Source organism: Nocardia sp. NPDC052566 (genome assembly GCF_044547285.1).
In the GTDB taxonomy this organism is placed as follows: domain Bacteria; phylum Actinomycetota; class Actinomycetes; order Mycobacteriales; family Mycobacteriaceae; genus Nocardia.
The window spans coordinates 222,746-247,381 of sequence record NZ_JBIUAF010000005.1 but is presented as its reverse complement, the minus strand read 5'-3'; the positions used below and the strand labels follow the sequence as shown (position 1 = coordinate 247,381).

The 24,636-nt window shown below is 67.2% G+C and carries 21 protein-coding genes; 9 read left to right on the top strand and 12 right to left on the bottom strand.

Features of this window, described 5'->3' with window-relative positions:
• Positions 1 to 396 precede the first annotated feature (396 nt).
• The gene (locus ACIG5A_RS26070; protein WP_397244441.1) at positions 397 to 897 is read left to right on the top strand and encodes an Lrp/AsnC family transcriptional regulator; all 501 of its coding nucleotides are present in this window, start codon (positions 397 to 399) and stop codon (positions 895 to 897) included.
• Positions 898 to 915: 18 nt separating this feature from the next.
• On the opposite strand, the gene ald is transcribed toward ACIG5A_RS26070, so the two are convergent.
• The 5 genes from ald to ACIG5A_RS26045 all read right to left on the bottom strand — a co-directional run bounded on the left by ald (position 916) and on the right by ACIG5A_RS26045 (position 8,637).
• The gene (ald, locus tag ACIG5A_RS26065; protein ID WP_397244439.1) at positions 916 to 2,022 is read right to left on the bottom strand and encodes an alanine dehydrogenase; all 1,107 of its coding nucleotides are present in this window, start codon (positions 2,020 to 2,022) and stop codon (positions 916 to 918) included.
• A gap of 148 nt (positions 2,023 to 2,170) precedes the next feature.
• Positions 2,171 to 3,559, bottom strand: a complete 1,389-nt coding sequence (locus ACIG5A_RS26060) for a cation:dicarboxylate symporter family transporter (RefSeq protein WP_397244437.1) — start codon at positions 3,557 to 3,559, stop codon at positions 2,171 to 2,173.
• Positions 3,560 to 3,695: 136 nt separating this feature from the next.
• On the bottom strand, positions 3,696 to 5,957 hold the full coding sequence (locus ACIG5A_RS26055; protein ID WP_397244435.1) for a protein kinase: 2,262 nt from the start codon (positions 5,955 to 5,957) through the stop codon (positions 3,696 to 3,698).
• A gap of 179 nt (positions 5,958 to 6,136) precedes the next feature.
• Positions 6,137 to 7,564 carry a serine/threonine-protein kinase gene (locus ACIG5A_RS26050; RefSeq protein WP_397244432.1) on the bottom strand — a complete coding sequence of 476 codons (1,428 nt, stop codon included), beginning with the start codon at positions 7,562 to 7,564 and terminating at the stop codon, positions 6,137 to 6,139.
• 65 nt (positions 7,565 to 7,629) lie between these two features.
• Positions 7,630 to 8,637, bottom strand: coding sequence for a polysaccharide deacetylase family protein (locus tag ACIG5A_RS26045; protein WP_397244430.1), 1,008 nt, complete (start codon positions 8,635 to 8,637; stop codon positions 7,630 to 7,632).
• Between the two features lie 160 nt (positions 8,638 to 8,797).
• Between ACIG5A_RS26045 and ACIG5A_RS26040 the strand changes: the two genes are divergently transcribed.
• On the top strand, positions 8,798 to 10,345 hold the full coding sequence (locus tag ACIG5A_RS26040; protein WP_397244428.1) for a putative glycoside hydrolase: 1,548 nt from the start codon (positions 8,798 to 8,800) through the stop codon (positions 10,343 to 10,345).
• Positions 10,346 to 10,347: 2 nt separating this feature from the next.
• Here ACIG5A_RS26040 and ACIG5A_RS26035 read toward each other — a convergent pair whose 3' ends face one another.
• The gene (locus ACIG5A_RS26035) at positions 10,348 to 11,217 is read right to left on the bottom strand and encodes a hypothetical protein (RefSeq protein WP_397244426.1); all 870 of its coding nucleotides are present in this window, start codon (positions 11,215 to 11,217) and stop codon (positions 10,348 to 10,350) included.
• Between the two features lie 239 nt (positions 11,218 to 11,456).
• Between ACIG5A_RS26035 and ACIG5A_RS26030 the strand changes: the two genes are divergently transcribed.
• On the top strand, positions 11,457 to 11,969 hold the full coding sequence (locus ACIG5A_RS26030; RefSeq protein ID WP_397244424.1) for a L,D-transpeptidase: 513 nt from the start codon (positions 11,457 to 11,459) through the stop codon (positions 11,967 to 11,969).
• 58 nt (positions 11,970 to 12,027) lie between these two features.
• Here the strand turns inward: ACIG5A_RS26030 and ACIG5A_RS26025 are convergent, their stop codons facing one another.
• Entirely contained in the window at positions 12,028 to 12,435 is a 408-nt protein-coding gene (locus ACIG5A_RS26025) for a hypothetical protein (protein ID WP_397244422.1), read from the bottom strand.
• Between the two features lie 235 nt (positions 12,436 to 12,670).
• On the opposite strand from ACIG5A_RS26025, the gene ACIG5A_RS26020 reads away from it, so the two are divergent.
• Genes ACIG5A_RS26020 through ACIG5A_RS26010 form a run of 3 tightly spaced genes read left to right on the top strand, consistent with a single transcriptional unit; the run spans position 12,671 to position 15,062 of the window.
• Positions 12,671 to 13,522 (top strand): tryptophan 2,3-dioxygenase, encoded by an 852-nt coding sequence (locus ACIG5A_RS26020; protein ID WP_397244420.1) that lies wholly within the window; start codon positions 12,671 to 12,673, stop codon positions 13,520 to 13,522.
• Positions 13,519 to 14,388 carry a PaaX family transcriptional regulator C-terminal domain-containing protein gene (locus ACIG5A_RS26015; RefSeq protein WP_397244418.1) on the top strand — a complete coding sequence of 290 codons (870 nt, stop codon included), beginning with the start codon at positions 13,519 to 13,521 and terminating at the stop codon, positions 14,386 to 14,388. Before ACIG5A_RS26020 ends, ACIG5A_RS26015 begins: the two co-directional genes overlap by 4 nt.
• A 32-nt stretch (positions 14,389 to 14,420) precedes the next feature.
• Complete coding sequence (locus ACIG5A_RS26010) at positions 14,421 to 15,062, top strand: hypothetical protein (RefSeq protein WP_397244416.1); 642 nt, start codon at positions 14,421 to 14,423, stop codon at positions 15,060 to 15,062.
• 6 nt (positions 15,063 to 15,068) lie between these two features.
• On the opposite strand, the gene ACIG5A_RS26005 is transcribed toward ACIG5A_RS26010, so the two are convergent.
• Positions 15,069 to 16,004 (bottom strand): SAM-dependent methyltransferase, encoded by a 936-nt coding sequence (locus tag ACIG5A_RS26005; RefSeq protein WP_397245900.1) that lies wholly within the window; start codon positions 16,002 to 16,004, stop codon positions 15,069 to 15,071.
• Between the two features lie 99 nt (positions 16,005 to 16,103).
• Between ACIG5A_RS26005 and ACIG5A_RS26000 the strand changes: the two genes are divergently transcribed.
• On the top strand, positions 16,104 to 16,772 hold the full coding sequence (locus tag ACIG5A_RS26000; protein WP_397244414.1) for a DUF5753 domain-containing protein: 669 nt from the start codon (positions 16,104 to 16,106) through the stop codon (positions 16,770 to 16,772).
• Between the two features lie 9 nt (positions 16,773 to 16,781).
• On the opposite strand, the gene ACIG5A_RS25995 is transcribed toward ACIG5A_RS26000, so the two are convergent.
• A complete protein-coding gene (locus ACIG5A_RS25995; protein ID WP_397244412.1) occupies positions 16,782 to 17,699 on the bottom strand; it encodes an MBL fold metallo-hydrolase in 918 nt (305 codons plus the stop codon).
• On the opposite strand from ACIG5A_RS25995, the gene ACIG5A_RS25990 reads away from it, so the two are divergent.
• On the top strand, positions 17,676 to 18,773 hold the full coding sequence (locus ACIG5A_RS25990) for a hypothetical protein (RefSeq protein WP_397244410.1): 1,098 nt from the start codon (positions 17,676 to 17,678) through the stop codon (positions 18,771 to 18,773). The two genes, ACIG5A_RS25995 and ACIG5A_RS25990, sit on opposite strands and share 24 nt — an antisense overlap.
• Positions 18,774 to 18,909: 136 nt before the next feature.
• A complete protein-coding gene (locus ACIG5A_RS25985; RefSeq protein ID WP_397244408.1) occupies positions 18,910 to 19,536 on the top strand; it encodes a hypothetical protein in 627 nt (208 codons plus the stop codon).
• Between the two features lie 58 nt (positions 19,537 to 19,594).
• Here ACIG5A_RS25985 and ACIG5A_RS25980 read toward each other — a convergent pair whose 3' ends face one another.
• From ACIG5A_RS25980 to ACIG5A_RS25970, 3 genes are all read right to left on the bottom strand, one after another.
• Positions 19,595 to 23,068: a DNA-directed RNA polymerase subunit beta gene (locus tag ACIG5A_RS25980; protein WP_397244406.1), complete on the bottom strand. Its 3,474-nt coding sequence runs from the start codon at positions 23,066 to 23,068 to the stop codon at positions 19,595 to 19,597.
• Positions 23,069 to 23,393: 325 nt separating this feature from the next.
• On the bottom strand, positions 23,394 to 24,281 hold the full coding sequence (locus ACIG5A_RS25975; RefSeq protein ID WP_397244404.1) for a dihydrodipicolinate synthase family protein: 888 nt from the start codon (positions 24,279 to 24,281) through the stop codon (positions 23,394 to 23,396).
• Between the two features lie 158 nt (positions 24,282 to 24,439).
• Positions 24,440 to 24,586 (bottom strand): DUF1059 domain-containing protein, encoded by a 147-nt coding sequence (locus ACIG5A_RS25970; protein ID WP_397244402.1) that lies wholly within the window; start codon positions 24,584 to 24,586, stop codon positions 24,440 to 24,442.
• Positions 24,587 to 24,636: the final 50 nt, after the last annotated feature.

The window sequence follows — 24,636 nt, the reverse complement described above, 5'->3', positions numbered from 1 at the left end:
TCGCGCCCCGAATCACCGCATAGTGCCTGCGGGACAGGCGATTCCACGAGCCAATCGCCGCCCGGAGCGAGCGCGGTGAGCGACCCAGAACCCGACGATCCGCCCACCCTAGCAGCATTCGGGCGAACCCTCGACGCATCGGGTGCCGAACGTCCGGTTTCCGTGTGACGGGCAAATATGTTGGGCTGCTATGGATCACGACGGCCGCCGGAGCAGCCGGAACAGATGCGCATCGTCGCAGGTCATCAAAGAAATTGGGCGGCAGCGCGATCCGGAATCCGATGACGGGGCGGCACCCTGCGCACCGGTCATTGGGAGATCGACAGCGGGCTCATCGCAGCGTCATCACGCGCCGGAAGCCGCCATCGAGCGAATAATCTTCGGTAAACTGGCCTGGTGCGGACGAAAAATTCACCCGTCAACATTCCGATAGCGGAGACCAGGCCCAGAACGGCCGCCGCGATCGACGACGTCGACCGGGTACTACTCGATCACCTCGCCAGGGACGGTCGCATCACCAACAACGCGCTCGCCGCCGCGGCGGGGATCGCGCCGTCCACCTGCCTCGGGCGGGTGCGGTCGCTGGTGGAGCGCGGCGTCATCCGCGGCTTCCACGCCGATATCGATCCGGCGGCGCTCGGCCGTGACCTGCAGGCGATGATCGCGGTGCGGGTGCGGGCCGACGCCAGGGGGCAGCTCGCCGAATTCGGGACGCGCATGGCGACTTTCACCGAAGTACTGAACGTGTACTTCATCGCGGGCGCCGATGACTACCTGATCCATGTGGCCACCGCGAATTCGGACGAGCTGCGGCGGTTCGTGCTCGAACATCTGAGTGCCCATCCCGCGGTCGCGTCGACCGAGACGATCCTCATCTTCGAGCACACCCGCCCCTGAGAGCTATCCGCCTCGGGGTTACGCGGCCAGGCTCTGCACGGCGTAGCCGTGCGCCTGCGCCACCGACGGCGAGAGCAGCATGCCGCGGTGCGTGCTCAGACCGGCGGCCAGGTGCGGATCGGCGACGGTGGCCTCGCGCCAGCCGCGCTCGGCCAGCGAAACCACGTGCGGCAGTGTCGCGTTGGTGAGCGCGATGGTCGAGGTGTACGGCACCGCGCCCGGCATGTTGGCGACGCAGTAGAACACCGATCCGTGCACCTGGTAGGTCGGCTCGGCATGGGTGGTCGGCCGCGAATCCTCGAAGCAGCCGCCCTGATCGATGGCGATGTCGACCAGCACCGAACCCGGCTTCATCTGCGCGACAAGGTTGTTGGAGACCAACTTGGGCGCCTTGGCGCCCGGCACCAGCACCGCGCCGATCACCAGGTCGGCCTCGCGGACCAGGTTCTCGACCTCGAAACCGTTGGAGATCACCGTGCGCACCTGGCCGCGGTACAGGTCGTCGATCTCGCGCAGCCGCGCGATGTTCAGGTCGAGCACGGTGACGTCGGCGTGCATGCCGACGGCGACCGCGATGGCGTTGCGGCCGGAGACACCGGCGCCGAGCACGACCACCTTCGCGGGCCTGGTGCCGGGCACGCCGCCCATCAGCACGCCGCGACCGCCGCCACTGCGCATCAGGTGGTAGGCGCCCGCCTGCGGCGCCAGCCTGCCCGCGACCTCGCTCATCGGCGCGAGCAGCGGCAGCGAGCCGTCGGCCGCGGTGACCGTCTCGTAGGCGATGGAGGTGATGCCGGAGTGCAGCAGCGCGTCGGTGCACTCCTTGGACGCGGCCAGGTGCAGGTAGGTGAACAGCACCTGATCCTCGCGCATCCGCGAATATTCCTCGGCGACCGGCTCTTTCACCTTCAGCACCAGGTCGGCGACGCCCCAGACCTCGTCGGCGGAGTCGAGCACGCGCGCGCCCGCCACCTTGTACGCCTCGTTCTCGAACGCCGAGCCGCGACCGGCGTCGGATTCGATGAACACCTCATGGCCGCGGGTCACCAGCTCGTGCACCCCGGCAGGCGTGCACGCGACCCGATACTCGTGGTTCTTGACCTCGCGGGGAATTCCGATCTTCACCAATACTCCTGAACATCCGCTCGTTGGAATGAGTGGGATGACCCCTGTGCACCGGATCATCTTTCATGGCGAATTATGAATATTCACCAAGATCAGGTCTAGTTTGTTGAAGATAATTCTCATATTGAGCGCTGAATGCGCGCTATCTTCAGGTTGCCACCTCGGTCGGGGCGCCGTCCCGAATCATCTTCTGCCGATCGGACGACCGTCCAGGATCGGCGGCCGGTGCACCGTGCCCGGCGTCGACCATCGCCTGCTCGTCGAAGGGCAGCTCGCGGTCGAGCACCCTACGGACCCGATCCATATCGACGGTCTCGGTCCAGGTGCCGACGAGCAGGGTCGCCACCGCATTGCCGGAGAAGTTGGTCAGGCCGCGCGCCTCGCCCATGAACCGGTCGATGCCGACGATCAGACCGACGCCGTCGAGCAATTCCGGCCGGTGACTCTGCAGCCCGCCCGCCAGCGTCGCGAGCCCGGCGCCGGTCACCGCGCCCGCCCCCTTGGACGCCACCACCATGAACAGCAACAGGCCGATCTGTTCGCCGAGCGCGAGCGGTTTACCCATCGCGTCGGCGATGAACAGTGAGGCCATCGTCAAGTAGATGGCGGTGCCGTCGAGATTGAACGAATATCCGGTCGGCACAACCACTCCCACCGTCGTCCGCTCGACGCCGAGGTGTTCCATCTTCGCGATCAGCCTCGGCAGCGCCGACTCCGAGGAGGCGGTGGCGATGATCAGCAGGTATTCCCTGGCGAGATAGCGGATCAGCTTGACGATGGAAACGCCTGCGACCGTGCGCAATACGACGCCAAGCACACCGAAGACGAACACCAGGCAGGTCAGGTAGAACGCGGCCATCAGCGTCGCGAGCCGTGTGACGGCGTCCAAGCCGGTGCGCCCGACCACATTCGCGATCGCGCCGAACGCGCCGATCGGCGCCAGCCACAGGATCATCGACAGGACGCGGAACACCAATTGCTGCATGGCCGCCACCCCGCGCAGCACCGGCGCGGCGGAATCGCCCATCGCCTGGAGCGCGAAACCCACGACGAGCGCGACGAACAGCGCCTGCAGCACACTTCCGGCGGTGAGTGAGGAAACCAATGTCGTCGGGACGATGCCCTGGATGAAATCCCAAGTGCCACCGGCGCTGTGCGCCTGCTGCGCGTATTGCGCGCCCGACTTCGCGTACGCATCGATGTTCATCCCGGTGCCGGGTTGCAGCACATTGCCGACCACCAGGCCGATCGCGAGCGCGGCGGTGGACATGGCGAGGAAGTAGGCCAGCGCGATGCCGCCGACCCGGCCGACGGTGGCCGCCGCCCGCACCGAGCCGATGCCGAGCACGATGGTGCAGAACACGATCGGCGCGATCATCATCTTGATCAGATTGATGAACATCGTGCCGAGCGGGCCGACCGCCTGCCCCGCCTCCGGCGCCCGCCAGCCGACCAGGACCCCGGCCAGCACCGCGACGACGACGGCCGGATACAACCACCTGGTCCGATCTCCGCGCCGTCTTCTGGTGTCGCCCATGGCACTTCCGCCCTTCGAGTACGACGAGGCGAACCGCTGCCTCGTGGGCAGAATGATCACAGCAGGGCGTGAGCCAGGTCACCGTCGCTGTGCAGAAGGCCATCGCGTACTTGCCGGGGGCCGCGGAATGTGTATGTCAGCCGAAGTTGGTGCGGAACCACTGGAGCAGTTCGGGTTCGGTCTTCGGGCTCGGGGATGGCGAGTCGGCCTCGCTGGTGCAGAACATGACGGTCAGGAAGTACTCGTCGTGATAGGCGAACAGACAGGTCTGCGGGTTGCGGTCACTGTCGAGGTTCGAATAGCAGAAGAAGCGGCCCACCGGGCCGGTGGGCTTGCGCCACACATCATCCGACCCGCCACCGCCACCGCAGGCATGGCCCCCGGTGCGATTCAGATTGCCCTGATAGAGCTGCGTAACCGCACGGCGGTCCTGGGAGCCGAAGAGCAGCCCGAGCGGCCAGCCGAACCGGGTCGCGCAGATCATCAGCGAGTCGGCAGGACCCGCGGGCGGATCGTCGTGCAGGCAGTTGGCCGGTCCGAGATCGTTGGTGAGATGGGTGAATACGCGACGGTCCGCCGGGGTGAACCGGTCGGGATCGCGGGGGTTGTCCGGATTGAACTGCCAGGCGTTGCGTTTGGCGCCGTAATCACGCAGCGGCTGTTGATCGGGGGAGGCCCAGACGAAGATCGCCATGGCGAGCGCGGCGTCGTCGGTCACCATCATCGCGGGCTTCGGTACGGCCGGATCGTCGATACGGCTGGCGAAACAGGCCTTGCGGCCCACCTCTTTTCCGCCACGGATCGAAGGTCCGTCGGGACCTGGCGCGTCACTCGCGCAGCTGACCGCCTTGAAGGCATCCTCCCGGAGCATCCGATAGTTCTCCTGCAGTTTGTCGAGGCTGCGGAACCGCACGAAGCGCGCCCACGGGACGCTCGCGGCCTGATTGGCGGTGCAGTTGATTATGGCGGTGGTCGATACGTCGGGTTCCACATGCATGCAGTTGGCGCGCTTGTATCCGACGGGGTCGACGATGAAGAGCAGGTCGAGATCGGCGCCGCGCAGTGCGGTGGCATTGGGGACTGCCGAGCCGCCATGGTGTGCGCCGACCAGCGACCAGACACCGAATACCGCTGCGGCGGCGAGTATTACAGCGCCGACCATGGCCCCGATGCGGACCGTGCGCCGGGTGCGGATTCGACCGGTAGGCAGGCCATCGGCATCAGGCAGCCCAGATCGCGGAACCGACGACTCCGTCACAACGGCCACGAGCTCACGGCCGGTCCCCGCCTCCTCGGGACAGCACGATTCTTCCACCGGCTCACCGGGTTCCGCCGATGGATCCGGCGGCACGGCCACCACCGGCTCAGGGCCGCTCGATAGGTCACCCCCCACCGTCGACTCACCGGACCACACCGGAACGCCGGGTCCCGTCGGCTCCCCGATCGGGCGCACCGGCGGAGTGGAGGTCTTCGTCGTGGCGTCGGGCCTGGTCCGCATCTCGGACGAATCCGTCCGCACCACGAGATCACCAGGGGCCGTGCGATTGTCGATCGGCTGCCCATCGGTGAGCGCGGCGCGGGCGGCGGCGGCCAGCGCGGTCGCGGTGTCGTAGCGCTCGGTCGGATCCTTGGCCATACCGCGCACGATCACCGCGTCGAACGCGAGCGGCACGTCCACCTCGCCCCTGCTCGGCCGCGGCGCGGGCTCGAACATGTGCGCGCGGACCAGCTCGCCGTCGCTGTCCACCGGGTAAACCCTTGCGCCGGTGAGGCATTCGTACAGCACGCAGGCCAGTGCGTACACATCGGCCGCGGGGGTGACCGCACCGGCGACGAACCGCTCGGGCGCCATGTAGTGGAAAGAGCCGACCGCCGATCCGTCGGTGGTCAGGTTGGTGTGGCTGCTCGAATGCGCGATGCCGAAATCGACCAGGTAGGCGAAATCGTCCGCGGTGACGAGCACATTGTCGGGTTTGACGTCGCGGTGTACCAGCCCGTCGGCGTGCGCGGCGTGCAGCGCGGCCGCGATCTGCGCGACCAGCGCCACCGCGCGCTCCGGCGCCAGCGGCGCCTCGTTGCGCAGCAGCGTCCGCAGGCTGACCCCGTCGACCAGCCGCATATCCAGATACAGCCTGCCGTCGATCTCGCCGTAGTCGTGGATCGGGATGACGTGCGGTTCCTTCAGCCGCGCCGCGGCGTGCGACTCACGCCGGAACCGTTCCCGGTACACCGGATCGTGCGCCAGCCGTTCGGGCAGCACCTTCACCGCGACCGTGCGGTCCTTGGTGGTGTCGTATGCCTCGAACACCTCCCCCATGCCGCCGCGCCCGATCAGCCGCTCCAGCCGATACCGCCCGAACTGCGCACCGACCTTCAGCGGCGGGTGTCGGTTCGTCATCGCGTCCCTCCATGCAGCGGACAAAGCCCGATCCGCGATCCATCCTCGCCGTCAACTCTATGCCGCGTCACCGCGTTTCGCCGACGTCCCTGGCAGATCCGCCGATCACCCACATCGACAGATCGCCCACGCACCACTGCTCCGAGGAATAGCCTTGAGGGTTACGGGTTTTCCGGCTATCAGGAAGCCAGGTCGGCGCGATCGATGAGGTAGGTGTCGTTCTTGACGACCAGTTTGGCGCGGCGGGTTTCGGTGGCGCTGCGGCCGTCGGTGTAATTGAGGGTCAGGCGGTAGGTGACGGTCAGCGCGCCGGTATCGACACGGACGATCTCCGTGGCGGTGGAACCTACTGTGCCCCAGAATTTTTGGTATGCCGCGAGGCCACCGATCTCGCCCTGGTAGCGCGGGGTCAGCCGCGCCCACGCGGTGGGGATGTTGCTGGGCAGCAGGTCGTAATGATCGCGCACGAAATCTCCCATCCGGTCCGCGGCCGTCGCGGTGGTGGGCGGAGTCGTCGGCTCGTCCCGGCGCGGGCCGAGCGGCGGTGCGGTCGGGCCGGTCTCCTCGGTGCTCGGTGTGGTCACCTCTTCGGTGGGCGCGGTGGGCGGCGCGGCCTGGTCGTCGCGCGACAGCTGACTCACCAGCACCGCGACGCCGACGACGAGCGCGATCACTATCCCTGCCGCCCAAGCGAGTACCGCGCGACGCGGACCGGCCGGCTTCGGCGGCGTCACCCCCGGCAACGTCGGGCCGACCAAGGTGGCCGCCACGGTCGTGGGGCCCGCCCCGGCCGCTCGGCCGTCGAGCGCCGCGCGGGCAGCGACGGCCAGCGCGCCCGCCGTGGCATAGCGGGCAGCCGGATCCTTCGCCATCCCACGGGCGATCACCTCGTCGAACGCCACCGGTACGGGCGCGGTCGCGGACGGGCGCGGCGGCGGCGCGGTCAGGTGCGCGGCGATCTGGCGCTCCACGCTGTCACCGGGAAAGGGTTTCGCGCCGGTCAGGCATTCGCACAGCACGCAGGCCAGTGAGTAGACATCCGAGCGCTGGTCGACGGTGCCGTGGGCGAGCCGTTCGGGAGCCATGTAGGAGAAGGTGCCGATCGCCGCGCCGGCGGTGGTCAGGTTGGTGTCGTCGCCGCCGAGCGCCAAGCCGAAATCGATCAGATAGGCGAAATCGTCCGCGGTGATGAGGATGTTGGACGGCTTCACGTCACGGTGCACCAGTCCCGCCTGATGCGCCGCGTCCAAGGCGGCGGCGATCTGGCCGAGGTAGCCGACCGCCGCGGCCGGTGTCATCGGACCGTCCGCGGACAGCCGCGCGGCCATATCGGTGCCCGCGACCAACCGCATGTCCAGGAACAGGCGCCCGTCGATCTCGCCGTAGTCGTGAATGGGAATGACGTGCGGCTCGCTCAATCGCGCGGCCGCCTGCGCTTCCCGCCGGAATCGCTCGCGGTACACCCGATCGTGCGCGAGTTGCGGCGGCAGCACCTTGAGCGCGACGATCCGGTCGGTGCCGGTGTCGTAGGCACGATAGACCTGCCCCATGCCGCCCTGGCCGAGCAGTTCGAGCAGCCGGTACCGGCCGAACGCAGTGCCATCCACGCTGTACCACTACCTATCCGGGCTTCGCCCCCCAATGTGCCAGCGCCTCAGTGTAAAGGGCGGACTCAGTACGGGGCGGCCCGGTTCGACCACGGCCCGCCGAGCCGCTCGGCGAGCGCGCGCGGGAACGAGATCCGCGCCGGATCGCCGTCGGCGGTGTAGCGCAGGCCGGGATCGGCGGCGAGCCGGTCGAGCCAGTACGCGGAGTCGAAATCGACCTCGCCCCTTGCCGATCGAATCCGTGGCACCCCCGTGGGATCGACCTGACCGTACGGTGACGGCGCCGGTTCGGCGCCGACCAGCATCACCGCGTCGAACCTGTACCGCCTGCCTTGCCACTCACCCGCACTGGCCAGGGCACGATCGGCCGGGGCGACGCCGAGCGGCAACGCCATGGTCCGCACCCGCGCACCGGGCGCACCTGACTCGATGGCGGACACGTTTTCGGCCAGTTCCCGTTGCACCCCGGTGCTGTCCAGGCGTGCCAGGTTGGCGTGGCTCGCGGTATGCGCCCCGATCTCGTATCCGTGCGCGGCCAGCCACGGCAGTGCGCGCGGATCGTTGCCGAACGGCTCGTTGTTGACATAGAAGGTCGCGCGCGGCGCGAACCCGGGATGGGCGGCGGCGAACGCCTCGAGTATCCCGATCGCGGTGTCGGGCAACGGTTTACCGTCGTCGGTGAACGACAGCTGGCTGACCGTCGAGTCATCGAAGGTCAGCACGACGGGGTGGGCGCCCGCGGGCAGGTCGATGGCGCCGGAGATGTAGTCGGCCGCGGTCACCGGGCGGTAGCCCTCGCGATGCAGGCGGTCGAGTTCGGCGCGGAATTCCTCAGGGGTCTGGTCGTATTCGCCGGACGGCGCGGCGACGATCTGGTGGTACATCAGGATCGGCACCAGCCCCAGCTCGTTCGCCGCCACCGCGGCCGGATCGGGGGCCGGGCTCGGGGCGGGTGGCGGCGGTGGCGCGCTCGTCTCGACGTGGGCCGGATCCCGCTGTGCCGCACACGCGGCGGCCAGGAACAGCGCTGCCGCCGCGACGATCCGGATTCCGATGACCGCGGTCCTCGCCATCAAGCGAACATTACGTGCCCGCAACGGTTTCGGGTACAAGATCGGCGAACCGTATCGCGGGACGGGGTCAGCGGGCGATAGTTGGGACAGGGACAAGCGAAAGTTGGTGTGCGCGTTGATCGAGGGGATCCGCCGGACAGACCGGGGACGCTTGACGGCAGTGACGGGGATCGCGGTACTGGTGGTGGTGATGACCTCGGTCGTCGTCGACGCCAGGCAGGCCGCCCCCGAGGGGCTGGCGGTGACGGGGCTCGGCGGCGGGATGATCGACGCGGCGACGCTACCCGGGCTCGTGCTGCGCGTGGACGCGCAAGGCGACGATCCCGGCGCCATGCGGCTCGAACTCGACGGCAAACCGGTGACCGGCACGGTCACCGGCACAACGGTGGAATACCGGCCCGGCCAGTTGCCCGACGGTATGCACCGGTTCACCGCCGAGATCCCCGCGGGCGGGGCGTTCGGCTTCCTGCGCACCGGGACCGGGGCGTCTGCCTCGTTCGTCGTCGATACCGAGCCGCCGGCCCTCGAGCTGGCGCCGATCGACCCGGTGAAGTCCTACCGCCAGCCGGTTACCGTGCGCGGCAAGGCGATCGGCGCGGTCCGCGTGTCGATCGGCACGCAGTCGACGGTACCGGCGGCGAACGGTGCGTTCGAGTTCAGCATGCCTCGTATCCCGGTCGGCGCCCAGGTGGTCGCGACCGACGCGGCGGGCAACACCACCACCAAGCCGATCGCCGCGGCCATCGAGCTGTCGCGGATCAAGGCGGTGCACGTGACCGCGTACGCGTGGGCACACGACGGGCTGCGCGAGAGCGTGCTGGCCATGGCCCGTGCGGGCCGGATCAACACCGTGCAACTCGATATCAAGGACGAGGACGGCGTCGTCGGCTACGACTCGCAGGTACCGCTCGCGCGGCAATCCGGTGCGGCCGCGAATATCTACGACGCCCAGGCGGCACTGCGGCAACTGCACGAGATGGGGTTGCGGGTGATCGGCCGGATCGTGGCCTTCCGCGACACCACGATGGCCGAATGGGCCTGGCGCGAAGGCCATCCGGACTGGGTCATCCAGAACCCGTCCGGGCAGCCGTATGCCAGCGGTTACGGGTCGATCGCCTTCACCAACTTCGCCAATCCCGAAATACGCCGGTACAACATCGATCTCGCGGTGGAGGCGGCCAAGCTCGGTTTCGACGGGATCATGTACGACTACATCCGCCGTCCCGACGGTCCGCTGTCGCAGATGCGATTCCCCGGCGGCGGCGACGATCCCGTCGTATCGATCGCGGAGTTCCTGCGCGAAAGCCGGGACCCGGTCCGCGACGCGGGCGCGACGCTCGGCGCCGCGGTGTTCGGTATCGCGGTGACCAGGCCGCAGGAGATCGCCCAGGACATCCCGATGATGGCGCAGCATCTGGACTACCTGGCACCGATGGTCTATCCCTCGCACTGGAACTCCGGCGAGTACGACGTCGCGAATCCGAATGCCCAGCCCTACGACATCACCTTCCGCTCGCTGCAGGACTTCCGGAAGCTGACCGCCACCCCGATTGTGCCGTGGCTGCAGGATTTCAGCCTCGGCGTCGCCTACGGCCCCGGTGAGGTGCGCGCGCAGATCGATGCGGCCAACGACGCGGGCGCGAGCGGCTTCTTCCTGTGGAGTCCCACCGTCACCTACCACGCCGAGGCGGTGGTCCCCGACTTGTGAAGCTAGCGAACCGGTTCGGCCCCCTGCGGTACGTCGGCGGCGCGAATGTCGAACACCGCGAGGTACTTCGCGGGCACCGAGCACTGCACGTTCGGGTTCGCGCCGAGGTCGGCACGCAACGCGTCGGCACTGACGTACATCAGCGGGGCGACGGCCGCACAGCCCGGCAGTACGAAGGCGAAGCGGCGCAACGGATCCGGATACTTCTGCGAGCTCAGCACGGACGCGCCGTCGAGCAGCGCCATCACCGCGGGTGGATCGGCGACGCCCGCCGCGCCGAATTCGCCTGCCAGCGTGGCGCGTTCGGCCGCGCCGGTGATCTCCCTCGGCGCGAACCCCGGCAGCAGTGAACCCGATCCGAGCAAGGTCAGCCCCACTGCCGCGGCGGGCCCATCGCGGTCGACCGGGACGCCGTTGATCGTCTTGATGCCGTCGATGTCCTTGTTGTCGACGCGGAACAGGACCGACGGGGCGACGGCCCGCACGCATTCCGGATAGTTCTTGCCGCCGATCAGCCTCGCTTCGAGGTTGTCGCGGTCGCGCCAGAGCTCGACCCGCTCCGCGTAGTGGCAGCCCCCGGGCTGATTCAGCGCCACGTACGACTTTCCGGTGATGAACGGCTCGGTGAGTTTCGCGACGAAGCTCGGCGCGGTGTGCACACTCGGCACGGTGAACCCGCCGAGATAGGCGCGCACGGCCCGCTCGCTGTCGAGGATCGCCGTACTCCCCCGCGCGCCGAATTCATCGGACTTGAACGACAACACCTCGGCGTCCACTCGGCCGCCCGGCGGCGGCGCGCCCACCGCGCCACACCCCGACGACGCGAAGGCCACGCCGAGCGCGGCCACGACCATGATCAGTCTGCGATTCATGACATCCTCCCCACCCTGGTATCGCAACGTACCGCCCGGAATTAACGCCGCCCCGGAATTCGAAGCCGCCGCTGCGACTTCGTAACCGACTCGTAGGCGTGGAATCTCCGTCTCCAGCGGGTCCGCGGTACACAATGATCACCGACACCTCCAGGTGGTTCCATGCTCGACGAGATGGTCCCACCACCCTCCCAGCGGCACCCAGGGTGGCGGGCAAGGCTAGAGAGGTCAGAGATTCCATGAGTACCAACCGTTCAATCGGCTGGGCGGCGCGCACCGCGATGGTGGTCGGTGTGGCGTCGGCCGGGCTCCTCGTGGCGGGTCCCGCGCAGGCCGAACCGCTCTGGCCGGGAGGTCCGGATATTCCGGGCATTCCGGCGATCATTCCGGCACCACCGCCACCGCCCGCGCCGTGCTCGGCGCAGGCGCGGGCATGTCTGCAGCTGTCGACGAACAAGGCGTGGCTGATGGACAAGGGCAAGACCGTCTACGGTCCGACCCCGATTTCGCACGGGCGGCCGGGATATGAGACACCGCCCGGGGTTTTCCATGTGGCGTTCAAGAAAGAGGACCACTGGAGCACGATGCACCACGCTCCGATGCGGTGGGCGGTCTTCTTCAACGGCGATATCGCGACCCATATCGGCCCGATCGAGGAGCAGTCGCACGGCTGCATCCGCATGACGCCCGAGGGCGCCGAAACGCTCTACCGTCACCTCTCCACCGGTGACATCATCGAAGTCGTCCGCTAGACGGGCACCTATTTCGCGAAGAACCCCTCCGAACTCGTTCGGAGGGGTTCTTCGTTGTTCAGGACGGCAGCGGGTAGCTCTCCGGCGCGCCGGAACCGGCCAGGGTGATCTGGGCGAAGACGCCGTTCACTGGGCCGGACAGTTCGATCGTCACCTGCATCGACTCCTGCTGTCCTGCCGCACAATCCGGCTGGCAGTTGTTGCGGTGCTCGATACCGGTACCGCGCGCGTCGCGGTCGGTCCAGGACAGCCAGGTGATATCGGTGACGGACAGGTTGGCGTCGGCGCAGGTGACGGTGATGCTCGCCGGACGCATCACCGGTTTGCCGCCGCAGTCCTTCAGTTGCGCCACGCTCGGCGCCGCCGAGCTCGGTGTAGTCGTGGCCGACTCGCCATCTTTCGTCCCACATCCCGCCAGCAGTGCCGCCACGGCCGCAGCCGCGGCGGCCAATCCCAACACGCGCATGTGCATCTCCTGAGGTCGCCTGGATAGATCGAACCCAACCCCGCGAATGTAGCCCCAGGTTCACCCGACTCGGCGCAGGACGGCGAGCCTGACGCCGAGTCCGATGAAGATCCCGCCGGTGGCGACCTCGATCCGCCGCACCGATCACCGAACAGGGTTGTATAACGTAAATCTGGCGATCGTCACGGTTTTGTCATACGGTGGTGACAGGCGGCACCCGGCAAAGGGGATCCTGATGACCATCGACAACAACACCCGCGCGCTCGAGCAGGACATCGTCACCGACTTCAGCTCGCGCATGACCTACGGCACGTATCTCGACCTCGACACCCTGCTCAGCGCGCAGCATCCGCGCACGCGTCCCGAGCATCACGATGAGCTGCTGTTCATCATCCAGCACCAGACCACCGAGCTCTGGCTCAAGCTCGTGCTGCACGAAACACGCGCCGCGCGTGCGGCATTCGATGCCGACGACATCGGCATGGCACTCAAGTGCGTCGCCAGGGTCAAGCACATCCAGAAGACGCTGACCGAGCAGTGGTCGGTGCTGGCGACCATGACGCCGACCGAGTACGCCCAGTTCCGCCATGTGCTCGGGAACGCCTCCGGCTTCCAGTCCTACCAATACCGGGCCGTCGAATTCATCCTCGGGAACAAGAACGCGGCGATACTGCCCGTCTTCGCCTCGGATCCGGTCGCACACGAGGAGCTCGACGCGCTCCTGCACGAGCCGAGCCTCTACGACGCGTTCTGGCGCCATCTTTCGCGGATCGGGCTCGACGTACCGAGCTCTATCCTGAACAGGGACGTGACAAAGGCGCACGTCCTCGATCCGGCGCTGCTGCCGCTGGCGAAGTCCATCTATCAAGCGCCGCACGAACACTGGGCGGTCTACGAGGCATTCGAGGAGCTGGTCGACCTGGAGGAGAACTTCCAGCTGTGGCGCTTCCGGCATATGCGCACGGTGCTGCGCACCATCGGGATGAAGAGCGGCACAGGCGGTTCCAGCGGCGTTGGCTTCCTGCAGCGCGCGCTCGGCCTCACCTTCTTCCCCGAGCTGTTCGCCGTGCGCACCGAAACCATATGACCGGCACCGAGCCCATCGCGGCGGCCGTACTCGACGATATCGATGCGCGGCCGGGTAGCGCGATGTCCTTGGCACGCACCGTTCTCGGCGCCTACGTGCGCGATCTCGGCGGCTGGATCGCCATCGCCGATTTCGGCGAACTGCTCGAGCGCCTCGGCGTGCCGACGCAGAGCACACGGACCGCCGTCGCCCGGCTGAAGAGCAAAGGCGTGCTCGCGGCCGAATCACGCGACGGCCGTAGCGGATACCGCATCACCGACGCCGCCGAGGCGATGTTCGCCCGTGGCGACCCGCGGATCTTCGGCTTCCGGCAGATGGCCGACGACGATGCCTGGCACCTGATCTCGTTCGGCATCCCCGAATCCGAGCGCGCCGCCCGCCATCAGCTCCGGCGGCGGCTGTCATCGATCGGCTGCGGCACCGTCTCCCCCGGCCTCTGGATCTGCCCGGAGTATCTGGCGGCGGAGGCGAGCGCGATCGTCGCCGCATTGGGCCTCGCCGAGTATGTAACCTCGTTCCGCGCAACACATCTCGCGGCGCCGACGACGCTGGAGGCCGCGGCGGCGCAGTGGTGGGATCTGCCCGCGCTCGCCGAGCGGCACCGCGCCTTCCTCGAACACCACCGGGATACCGTCGACCGCACCGAGCTCAGCGACCGCCAGGCATTCGAGCTGTTCGTCCCGCTGCTCGACGAATACCGGGTCATCCCCTACGTCGACCCCGGCCTGCCCGAGCAGATGCTCCCCACCAACTGGCCGGGCCTGCACAGCCTCGGCCTGTTCGCCGACGCGCACAAACGCTTCCTGGCACCGAGCCGCCGGTGGGTGCGCCGCACGATCGCCCCGGCCCGATCGGTGCGTTCATAACCGGTTAATACTTCGGCTGCTACCGATACACCATGCAGCTCAACATATTTCGCGGCGTGATCGCCGCGCTGGGTGTACCGGTGGCCGGTATCGCGGTGGCCGCGGCGCCGGTAGCGGCCGAACCCGCGCCGTGGACGGTGACGGTCTACTACACCGCGGTCGAATCGTTCCACCACGGGCCTGCCACCGCCGTCACCGGCTGCCGCAACCTCGACTGCACGGGCGGCACCGGCGAATTGGGCCGGTTCCCCGAGGATTTCGTGGCGGCGGTGCACGACGAGGGCACCGGCCGGATCACCAGCGGCGGGCCGCGCAGGTACCTCAACTGGTCCCACGACGTCGGCTACTGGCTCGACGACCTGCCGCGCAACGCCTCCGGGCTGCGGCTCGAACCGTTCCGCAGCGCGGCCGCCGACGGCGTCACCCTCGGCAGCACGATCCGCGTCGTCTCCTGCGGCCGCCAGTCCGATGGCGCCGCCCCGCCCGCCGCGGTGTGCGCCAAGCTGAGCGGCCCGGTGTGGACGATCGACGACGAATTCACCCCGGGCATGGGCGGCAAGGACCACATCGACCTCTACATCGGCGAGGAGGACATTCCCGACTTCACCACGGCCAGCCCGATGTTCACCACCCTGCTCGGCGCCACCGTCACCATCACCGCGCCGGCGAAATAGCCGTGCTCAGGGTTTGCGCAGGATCCCGCCGTACTCGTAGACCGAGTTGCGCAGTTCGGTCGCGCCGACGTACGGATGCAGCGGCGCCGGGACCGGTTCCAGCGGCGGCTGATTCGGATCGGGCCGCCAGTCGATCAGGTTGACCAGGCCGGGCTCGATCGGCTCCAGTCCGTCGAACAGCGCGTCGACCTCGGCCGGAGTTCGGTTCTGCCACGGGATTCCGGCGCCGTCGAGTTTGGCCGCGAACGGTCCGCCGATCTCGGGGTCGTCGCTGACGACCTGGGAGAAGGCGAGGTGGCTGCCCGATACCGCGACGGTATCGATGATGTGGCGCAGCGCGTGCCGCGCGCCGAGGCCGACCTCGTCGACGTCCTTGAGGTGGTGTCCGACCGAAAGGAACAGCACGGCAACCGGTTCGGTGAAATCGATCAACCGGCCGACCTCGGGATCGGCGAGCAGCGCCTCGGGCGTGCGCATATCGGCGGTGATGACGGTGGTCTGCTGATGATCGGCGAGCAGCGCGCGCCCGTGCGCGAGCACGATGGGATCGATGTCGACGTAGGCGACGCGGGCGCCGGGGGCGAACCGCTGCGCCACCTGATGCACATTGTTGTCGGTGGGCAGGCCGCAACCGAGGTCGAGGAACTGCTGGATGCCCGCCTCCTCGACCAGGTAGCGCACGGCGCGGTAGAGGAACTGCCGGTTCTGGCGTGCGATGTCGACGCATTCCGGGAATCCGTTCAGCACGTCGAGGATGATCTCGCGGTCGATCGCGTAGTTGTCTTTGCCGCCCAGCATCCAGCCGTAGGCTCGCGCCGAGGTCGGCTTGTCTAGTGGAATCGAGGTGTCGTCCGAAGTCATGGTGACGTCGCGTCCTTTCGCCTGCCGCGCCATGTCGGCGGCGCCGCTTGATGTTTCGGCTCCGCCGAGCATCGGGTGCATCTGCACCCGGCACGAATCTATATGCATTCGAGGGGATTTGGCATACATTGTTGCTGCGCTCGGCGGCCGCGACGGTCGGGGCGGTGTGGGTTCTCGGAGGTGGTCACGGAGTTGGCGCGCCAGCTGACCGGGTCGGTCTGGTGGCATCGCGAAAGCGATTGGCTACCTGGGTGGTTCGATACTTATCTAGGGATGGAACAGGCCGCGCGGCTGATCCGCTGCTACGAGGCCAAGGCGGTGCCCGAGCTACTCCAGACCGCCGATTACGCCCGCAGCGTGCTCGCGCTGGCGCATCCGACGGAGACCGAGGAGGCGCTGCGGCGCCGGGTCGCGGTGCGAATCCGTCGCCAGCGCATACTCACTCGTCCCGATCCCCCATTGCTCTGGGTGATCCTCGAGGAGTCCGCGCTGCGGCGCCCGATCGGCGGCTCGGCGGTGTGGCGGGCCCAGCTCGACCATCTGCTGCGCGCCGCCCAGGCGCCGAATATCGCCATCCAGGTGCTCGCCGATCATGTCGGCGGACCGGCGGTGACCGAGGGCTCGTTCTCCGTCCTGCGGTTCGCCGAGGGAGATCTGCCCGACATCGTCTACCTGCAGCAGCTCACCCGAGGGGTATTCCTCGACGACAGCGCGGATATCGAGGCCTACCTGGCCGTCGCGGACCTGCTGTCGGTGCACGCCGCGCCGCCGGAGTACACACCGGAACTCATCCGGGCACTGCGCGAACGGCATCCACCGACCATCGACGAGCCGTCCCGCACCCGCTGAGCGCGGTGGTCAGCGCAGCCGCTCGAAGGCAGCCGCGTCGTGGGAGGCGAAGATGGTCATCTCGGCGCCGTGCGCCCGATGCAGCTCGGCCAGGCGCGCCACATTCTCCACGTACGTCTTCGGCAGCGAGCCCATCGCGCCACGCACCCGGCCGATGACCCCGACCGCCATGGTATTCCGGCGGATTTCGACGTCGGACAGGAACGCGTCCCCGGCGTGCAGCAGCCACCCGGCGCCGGTGTCGACGGCGACCCCGGCATGTCCCCGCGTGTGACCGACCAGCGGCACGACGAGGAATTCCGCAGGCAGGCCGGGCAATTCGCGCACCGCCTGGAAACCGAACCAGTTCTCGCCGCCGGTCGCCGAGCTCATCGCCCACTTCGGCCCGTGCGCCCACTGCTGGGGACGGTAGCGCGGGCGCTCGGCCAACGTCGGATTGCTCGCGGCGTGGAACTCCGGTTCCCGCACATGCACGGTGGCCCAGGGGAAGTCGGCCAGACCGCCCGCGTGATCGTAGTCCAGGTGGGTGAGCAGGATGTGCCGCACGTCGGCCGGGTCGTAGCCGAGCGCCGCCACCTGACGGATCGCGGTGTCGCGCTCGGCAAGCCGGGGCCGCGTCACATGCCGCGACCAGCCGAGCACGCGCGCCGGATCGCGCACACAGTTCAGCCCGAACCCGGTGTCCACCAGCACAAGACAGTCGGCGGTCTCGATCAGCAGGCAGTGATCGACCATTCCCATGACCATCGTGCCGCAGTTGAGATGATGAACCTTCACGGTGCCGACGATACCCAGATCGAAGAAAACCGACTGTTCGGGAAAGCGCGTCGGCGTGTATAAGATCATCTTCTCCGCGCACGCGGAGGTTTCGAACGCTGATACGTCAGCCGGTGGGGGAAGATCTTGCACGACCAGTGGTACGACCATGCCGAACAACCGACGGCGGATATCGGTCAGCCGATGTCGCCGCCGCCCGCGGAGCCCGGCGGGTCGCGCAAAGGCCGCACCGTGACGTTGCTCGTGCTGGCCACGGTCATCGTTCTCGCGGGCGCGGTGGCGGTCGTCGGCTATGTGCTGAACCGCGCGGAGCCCGTGGCGTTCGCGGTCGGCGACTGCGTGGCCGATGCCGCGTCGCCCATCGAATACGACTGCACCGACAGCAGGGCGGTGTATCGCATCGCGGCACGGGAATCCGTGGTGTTCCCGCTGGAGTCGGCGTGCATGAAACATCCCAAGGCCACCAAGGCCGTCGCCGACCCCGGTGCGGGCGCGAAACCCGAAGTGGTGCTGTGCCTTACGCCGACCCGGTTCAACACCACCGATCCCGGCGCGCTAGAGGCGGGCGACTGCATCGAGGTCAAAGGCGCTGGTGAGACGGTCAAGCGCGTCACCTGCGGGCCGAACAACCTGTCCAAGGTGCTCAGCGTCGAACTGCACAGACAGATCCCCGTGACCGATCAGGCGTGCCGCGATCAGCCACAGGCCAGAAGCGCTTTCGCGCAGTCCTCACTCGGCGGGCGGGCCGTCGTGCTGTGCGTCGTCGGCACCGATCCGAACGACCTCGACAACGCCGAGGTCGGCGGCTGCACCGGCAAGGACATGCGCAAGCTGGTGCCGTGCAACGGATCCGCGGCGACACTGCGGGTACTCACCGTGCGCGTCGTACATCAGAGACCGGCCAAGCCGGAATGCCTCGGCGTCACCGGCGCCAGAGCGTCCTCGATGACGCAGAACGACAAGACCGACCTGGTTCTCGTGCTCTGCCTCGGACCCGCCGACGACAACGATTCGGAATACGCGCAGGTCGGCGACTGCATCGCCGTCAGCGGCACGGACAAATCCGCGCGGACCAGGCGGGTCGGCTGCACCGACCCCGCCGCGAAACACCGGGTGACCGATCGGCACCAACCCGACGACGGCGTGTGCGCACCCGGCTCCGCGAAGATCACCATTCGTCCGGGCGTGGACAACGGGACCACGCTGTGCCTCGGTCCGAAATGACGCAGGCCGCCACGGCCGATCCGCAGGGTGGACCGCGCACCTGACGAGTTCGGCCAATCTCCCGACGCGGGACTACGGCGCCTTCGCGGGTCGAGTACGCTGATGGCCCCTGGGTTACCAGGTCGGGAGGGCTGTCGTGGAACCATATTCTGTTGCGCCGCAACGGGTTAAACCATCCGGATGGTGGTATGCCGCGGTCGCGTTCATCATCGTCGCCGCGATCGTCGGCGGCGGGGCACTAGGGGGTTCGGGCGCGCTGCGGTCCGTCTCCACATTCGAGGACTATCAGCGGGTCGAGGTGCCGGGTTCGGGCACCGTGCAACTCACCGAATCCGGCAACTACACGGTGTACTTCGAGTATCCGGGCGCGACGGGCGACGCCGCGTCACCGCCGGTGATCGTCACCATCACCGGCCCGGACGGCAAGAAGGTGCGGCTCGAGGCATTCGACTCGAAGAAATTCACCTACACCTACAACGACCGAACGGGTCGCGGCAAGTACGACTTCCAGATCACCCGGACCGGCGCCTACCAGGTCACCACCTCCGGCACGGCGGGTGTGACCGTCGCGATCGGCAAGGGCGGCGCCTTCGACTGGCTGAAGTGGCTGCTCGGCGGGCTCGGCATCATCTTCGGCGGGCTCATCCTCGGCATCGGCTTCCTGATCGTCATCGCGATCCGGCGCGGCACCAGCAAACGCCGCCTCCGCGCCGCCTCCGCGTACCGGCACAGTCCACCGGCCCGCGGCCCGCGGGAGTACTGATCCCGCGCTGAAAAGCACTTCCCGGTCGGGTCCACCTCCCGACCGGGAAGTCATCCGGTCAGCCTGGGAGGTCGTCCAGTGTGGCGGCCTCGTTGCGGGACAGGTTGATGCCGAGATTGGCCGCGGCGCGGTCGATGTCGTCGTCCTCGTGATCCTGCAGCGAGAACGCGGCGCCGTCCGCGGCGAGCACCTCGACATTGAGGCACAGCGACTGGAGTTCCTTGAGGAGCACCTTGAACGACTCCGGAATGCCCGGCTCGGGAATGTTGTCGCCCTTCACGATCGCCTCGTAGACCTTGACGCGACCGGCGATGTCGTCGGACTTGATGGTGAGCAGTTCCTGCAGCGTGTATGCCGCGCCGTAGGCCTGCATCGCCCAGCACTCCATTTCACCGAAGCGCTGGCCACCGAACTGTGCCTTACCACCGAGCGGCTGCTGGGTGATCATCGAGTACGGACCGGTCGAACGGGCGTGGATCTTGTCGTCGACCATGTGGTGCAGCTTCAGGATGTACATGTAGCCCACCGCGACCGGATACGGGAACGGTTCACCCGAACGCCCGTCGAACAGCGTGGACTTACCGTCCGCGCCGACCATCACCTCACCGTCCCGGTTCGGCAGCGTCGAGCCGAGGAGCCCGGCGAGCTCTTCGTCCCTGGCGCCGTCGAACACCGGGGTCGCCAGATTGCTGTTCGCCGGCGCGGCCAGCATCTCGTCGGGCAGTGACAGCGCCCAATCGGGCGCGCCCTGAACTTCCCAGCCCGCCTTGCCGATCCACCCCAGGTGGGTCTCCAAGATCTGGCCGATGTTCATACGACGCGGCACACCATGGGTGTTCAGGATGATGTCGACCGGCGTGCCATCGGGCATGAACGGCATATCCTCGGTCGGGAGGATTTTGCCGATAACACCCTTGTTACCGTGGCGACCGGCGAGCTTGTCACCGTCCTGGATCTTGCGCTTCTGCGCCACATACACGCGCACCAGCTCATTGACACCCGGCGGCAGATCGTCCTCGTCCTCACGCGAGAACACCCGAATACCGATGACCTTGCCCGACTCACCGTGGGGCACCTTCAGCGACGTATCACGCACCTCACGCGCCTTCTCACCGAAGATCGCCCGCAGCAACCGCTCCTCCGGGGTCAGCTCGGTCTCACCCTTCGGGGTGACCTTGCCGACCAGAATGTCACCGTCACGAACCTCGGCACCGATACGGATGATGCCGCGCTCGTCCAGATCCGCCAGCACCTCATCGGAGACATTCGGAATATCCCGGGTGATCTCCTCGGCACCGAGCTTGGTATCACGCGCATCGACTTCGTACTCCTCGATATGAATCGAGGTCAGCACATCCTCTTCCACGAGACGCTGCGACAGGATGATCGCGTCCTCGTAGTTGTGCCCCTCCCACGGCATGATCGCCACGAGCAGGTTCTTACCCAGCGCCATCTCACCGTTCTCGGTGCACGGACCATCCGCGAGTACCTGCCGCGCCTCGACGCGCTGCCCCTCGTCGACGATCGGCTTCTGGTTGACACAGTTGCCCTGATTCGAGCGATTGAATTTGCGCATCCGGTAGCTCTTGCGGGTGCCGTCGTCGGCCATGACCGTGATGTAGTCGGCCGAAACCTCCTCCACCACACCGGCTTTCTCGCTCAGCACCACATCGCCCGAGTCGACGGCCGCCCGCAGCTCCATGCCGGTGCCGACGATCGGCGCCTCCGAGCGGATCAGCGGAACGGCCTGACGCTGCATGTTCGCACCCATCAGGGCGCGGTTGGCGTCGTCGTGCTCGAGGAACGGAATCATCGCCGTGGCCACCGAAACCATCTGGCGCGGTGACACATCCATGTAGTCGACCTCGGTCGCGGCGACCAGTTCGTTCTCCTCGTCGCCGCGCCGGCACAGCACGCGTTCGTCGAGGAAGCGGCCCTGCGCGTCGATCGGCGAATTCGCTTGTGCGCGAACGTACCTTTCCTCTTCGTCGGCGGTCAGGTAGACGATGTCGTCGGTCACCGTGCCGTCGACGACCTTGCGGTACGGAGTCTCGATGAACCCGAACGGATTCACCCGCGCGTACACCGAAAGGTAGCCGATCAGGCCGATGTTCGGGCCTTCCGGCGTCTCGATCGGGCACATGCGGCCGTAGTGCGACGGGTGCACGTCACGCGCCTCCAGGCTGGCGCGCTCGCGGGACAGGCCACCGGGACCGAGCGCCGAGAGCCTGCGCCGGTTCGTCAGGCCCGACAGCGGATTGTTCTGGTCCATGAACTGCGACATCTGCGAGGTCGCGAAGAACTCCTTCATGGCCGCGACCACCGGGCGGATGTTGATCAGGGTCTGCGGCGTGATCGCCTCGACATCCTGCGTCGTCATCCGCTCGCGGACCACGCGCTCCATGCGGGACAAGCCGATTCGGATCTGGCCCTGGATCAGCTCGCCGACGGTGCGCAGGCGGCGGTTGCCGAAGTGGTCGATATCGTCGACCTCGACCGGAACCTCACGGCCACCCGGCGCGGTCATGGTCCGATCGCCGGCGTGCAGGCGCACCAGGTACTCGATGATCGTGACGATATCGGTCTCGGTCAGCACCCGCGTCGGGCCGCTGTCGATGCCGAGCTTCTTGTCCATCTTGAAGCGGCCGACCCGTGCCAGGTCGTAGCGCTTGTCCTTGAAGAAGAAGTTTTCCAGCAGGGTCTGCGCCGATTCCTTGGTCGGCGGCTCGCCGGGACGCAGCTTGCGGTGGATATCGAGCAGCGCCTCGTCGGTGCCCGCCGTGCTGTCCTTGGCCAGCGTCGTCATCATGATCTCGGAGAAGCCGAAACGCTCCGCGATCTGCTCACTGCTCCAGCCGAGGGCCTTCAGCAGCACCGTCACCGGCTGGCGGCGCTTGCGCTCGATCCGCACACCGACGGTGTCGCGCTTGTCGACGTCGAACTCGAGCCACGCGCCACGCGCCGGAATGACACGCACGCTGTGCAGATCCTTCTCGGTCGCCTTGTCGACGCTGTGATCGAAATACACACCCGGCGAACGCACCAGCTGCGAAACGACCACACGCTCGGTGCCGTTGATGATGAACGTGCCCTTGTCGGTCATCATCGGGAAATCACCCATGAAGACCGTCTGGCTCTTGATCTCACCGGTGTTGTTGTTGATGAACTCAGCGGTGACGAACAGCGGCGCCGCGTAGGTCATGTCCTTGTCTTTGCACTCGTCGATCGAGGCCTTGACCTCTTCGAACCGAGGATCCGAGAAAGACAGGGACATGGAGCCGGAGAAGTCCTCGATCGGCGAGAGCTCCTCGAGCACCTCCTCGAGGCCACCCAGCGGATTGCCGTCGCCGCGCGCCGCGGCCCGCTCCCGCGCCTGCGGCGCGCCGATCAACCATTCGAACGAATCGGTCTGTATATCGAGCAGCCCCGGGACATCGAGGGGCTCGCGAACCCGCGCGAAGGAAATCCGCTTCGGTGCGCCGGGAACACCGGTGCCTGCCTGGCCATTATCGGGGACTACCTGAACTGACAAGATGCGTCCTCCCACCTCACGCGGATCGCGGCACCCGCGACCATCGCTTGTCTGCTATCAATTCCGCCTGGTCGCATCCCCGGCCCGAAACTCACCGATCGCACACCACAAACACCACGTCATCGGTGGTGTTCAACGGTGATTCGGGTAGTGAGGGCGAGCAGGGTCCAGCCAGCGCAAAATCCAAAGCTACACCGGGAGAGGTTGGAAGTCTAGACCAACGAAGAATAAACATTCAGATTCTCTAGACCGCGCTAGAGCCTTCAATGAATGTTTCCATAAATAGAATAACGCACTCGCTGCACTTTCGTCAAGACTCCGGTCATCAACCGAGCGCACTCTCCATCTCTTCCCGCATGAATTCACCGATTCGGGCCCGCTGCTCGGGTGTCGAGGTGACCAGCGGCGGGCGCACGAACGGCGGAAACCCGGGTAGCCGAGCGCCCAGCGCCGCCTTGGCGTAGGCGATATCGGCCAGTGGCATCGCCTTGCGGGCATCGGTGTATCGATCGAAGTGCCGTTGCAGGTCCTCGGCCCGGTCGCGATCTCCGCGCCGCACCGCCGTCGCGATGCCGACCGCGAGTTCGGCCACCGGCCCGCCCGCGCCCGTCACGACACCGTCGATGCCGAGCTCGGCCAGCCGTGCGCCGACCCGATCGTCACCGACGAAGATCCGCAACTCCGGCCGCAGCGTCTTGTATGCCCGCGTAACGGCCAGATCGCCGCCGGAATCCTTCAGCCCGTGCAGCACCGGGAACTCACCGGCCAACCGCGCCACCAGCCGCGGATCGATGACGGTCTGGGTATGTCGCGGAAAGTTGTACAGCATCACCGGCACCTGCGACGCGCGCAGCACCTGCCGGAAGAACTCCCCCACCCCGGCCTCGCTCGGCTCCGCGAAATAGTACGGCGCAAGCACCGCAACGACATTCGCGTATTCCTGCGCATGCCTGGCCAGCTCGACCACTTCACCGATCGCCGTCCCGCCGACATGCGCGACGATCTGCCGCGACCAGTTCGCCCGGCAATACTCCAGCACCACCCGCCGCTCGTGCGCGGTCATATTCGCGAACTCCCCCGTCGTCCCGTTGACCAGGATCGTCTGCACCCCCGCGGCCCCGAGCAGATCGAGATAATCACCCAGCGCGACGAAATCCAGCCCACCCGCCGCATCGAACGGCGTCACCACAGCAACGATCGGCGAGGAGATCATTCGCCCGTCCTATGCGATCCCACGCCCCCTGTCAACCGACCGGCCGACCAAGATCATCAGGAACTGAGGTAACTCGCCTCTCGGCCGCTACATCCCTCAGTTCCTGATGATCACCCGCCCAATACTCCAGCGGCGTGTCACCACTGGAGTGTCGCGGGTCAGTAGGCGATGAAGAGGATTTCTTCGCGGGAGTAGTCGTGCCCGGGATGATTCTCGGCCAGATGCTTCTTCGTCTTCTCCACCAGATCGTCCTCGTCCACCCCGACGATGGCTTCGCCACAGGGGCAGTTCAGATTTCGCTTCATCAATCGTCCTTCCTTCTCCCCCGACAGCTTAGGCGCGAGCTCCGAACCGT

Coding starts and splice junctions, on each gene's coding strand:
- ACIG5A_RS26015 (WP_397244418.1), top strand. CDS start 13,519: ATGACCGGCACCGAGCCCATCGCGGCGGCCGTACTCGACGATATCGAT.
- ACIG5A_RS25970 (WP_397244402.1), bottom strand. CDS start 24,586: ATGAAGCGAAATCTGAACTGCCCCTGTGGCGAAGCCATCGTCGGGGTG.
- ACIG5A_RS26010 (WP_397244416.1), top strand. CDS start 14,421: ATGCAGCTCAACATATTTCGCGGCGTGATCGCCGCGCTGGGTGTACCG.
- ACIG5A_RS26005 (WP_397245900.1), bottom strand. CDS start 16,004: ATGCACCCGATGCTCGGCGGAGCCGAAACATCAAGCGGCGCCGCCGAC.
- ACIG5A_RS26060 (WP_397244437.1), bottom strand. CDS start 3,559: ATGGGCGACACCAGAAGACGGCGCGGAGATCGGACCAGGTGGTTGTAT.
- ACIG5A_RS26025 (WP_397244422.1), bottom strand. CDS start 12,435: ATGCGCGTGTTGGGATTGGCCGCCGCGGCTGCGGCCGTGGCGGCACTG.
- ACIG5A_RS26035 (WP_397244426.1), bottom strand. CDS start 11,217: ATGAATCGCAGACTGATCATGGTCGTGGCCGCGCTCGGCGTGGCCTTC.
- ACIG5A_RS25995 (WP_397244412.1), bottom strand. CDS start 17,699: ATGGTCGTACCACTGGTCGTGCAAGATCTTCCCCCACCGGCTGACGTA.
- ACIG5A_RS25975 (WP_397244404.1), bottom strand. CDS start 24,281: ATGATCTCCTCGCCGATCGTTGCTGTGGTGACGCCGTTCGATGCGGCG.
- ACIG5A_RS26045 (WP_397244430.1), bottom strand. CDS start 8,637: ATGGCGAGGACCGCGGTCATCGGAATCCGGATCGTCGCGGCGGCAGCG.
- ACIG5A_RS26030 (WP_397244424.1), top strand. CDS start 11,457: ATGAGTACCAACCGTTCAATCGGCTGGGCGGCGCGCACCGCGATGGTG.
- ACIG5A_RS26055 (WP_397244435.1), bottom strand. CDS start 5,957: ATGACGAACCGACACCCGCCGCTGAAGGTCGGTGCGCAGTTCGGGCGG.
- ACIG5A_RS26020 (WP_397244420.1), top strand. CDS start 12,671: ATGACCATCGACAACAACACCCGCGCGCTCGAGCAGGACATCGTCACC.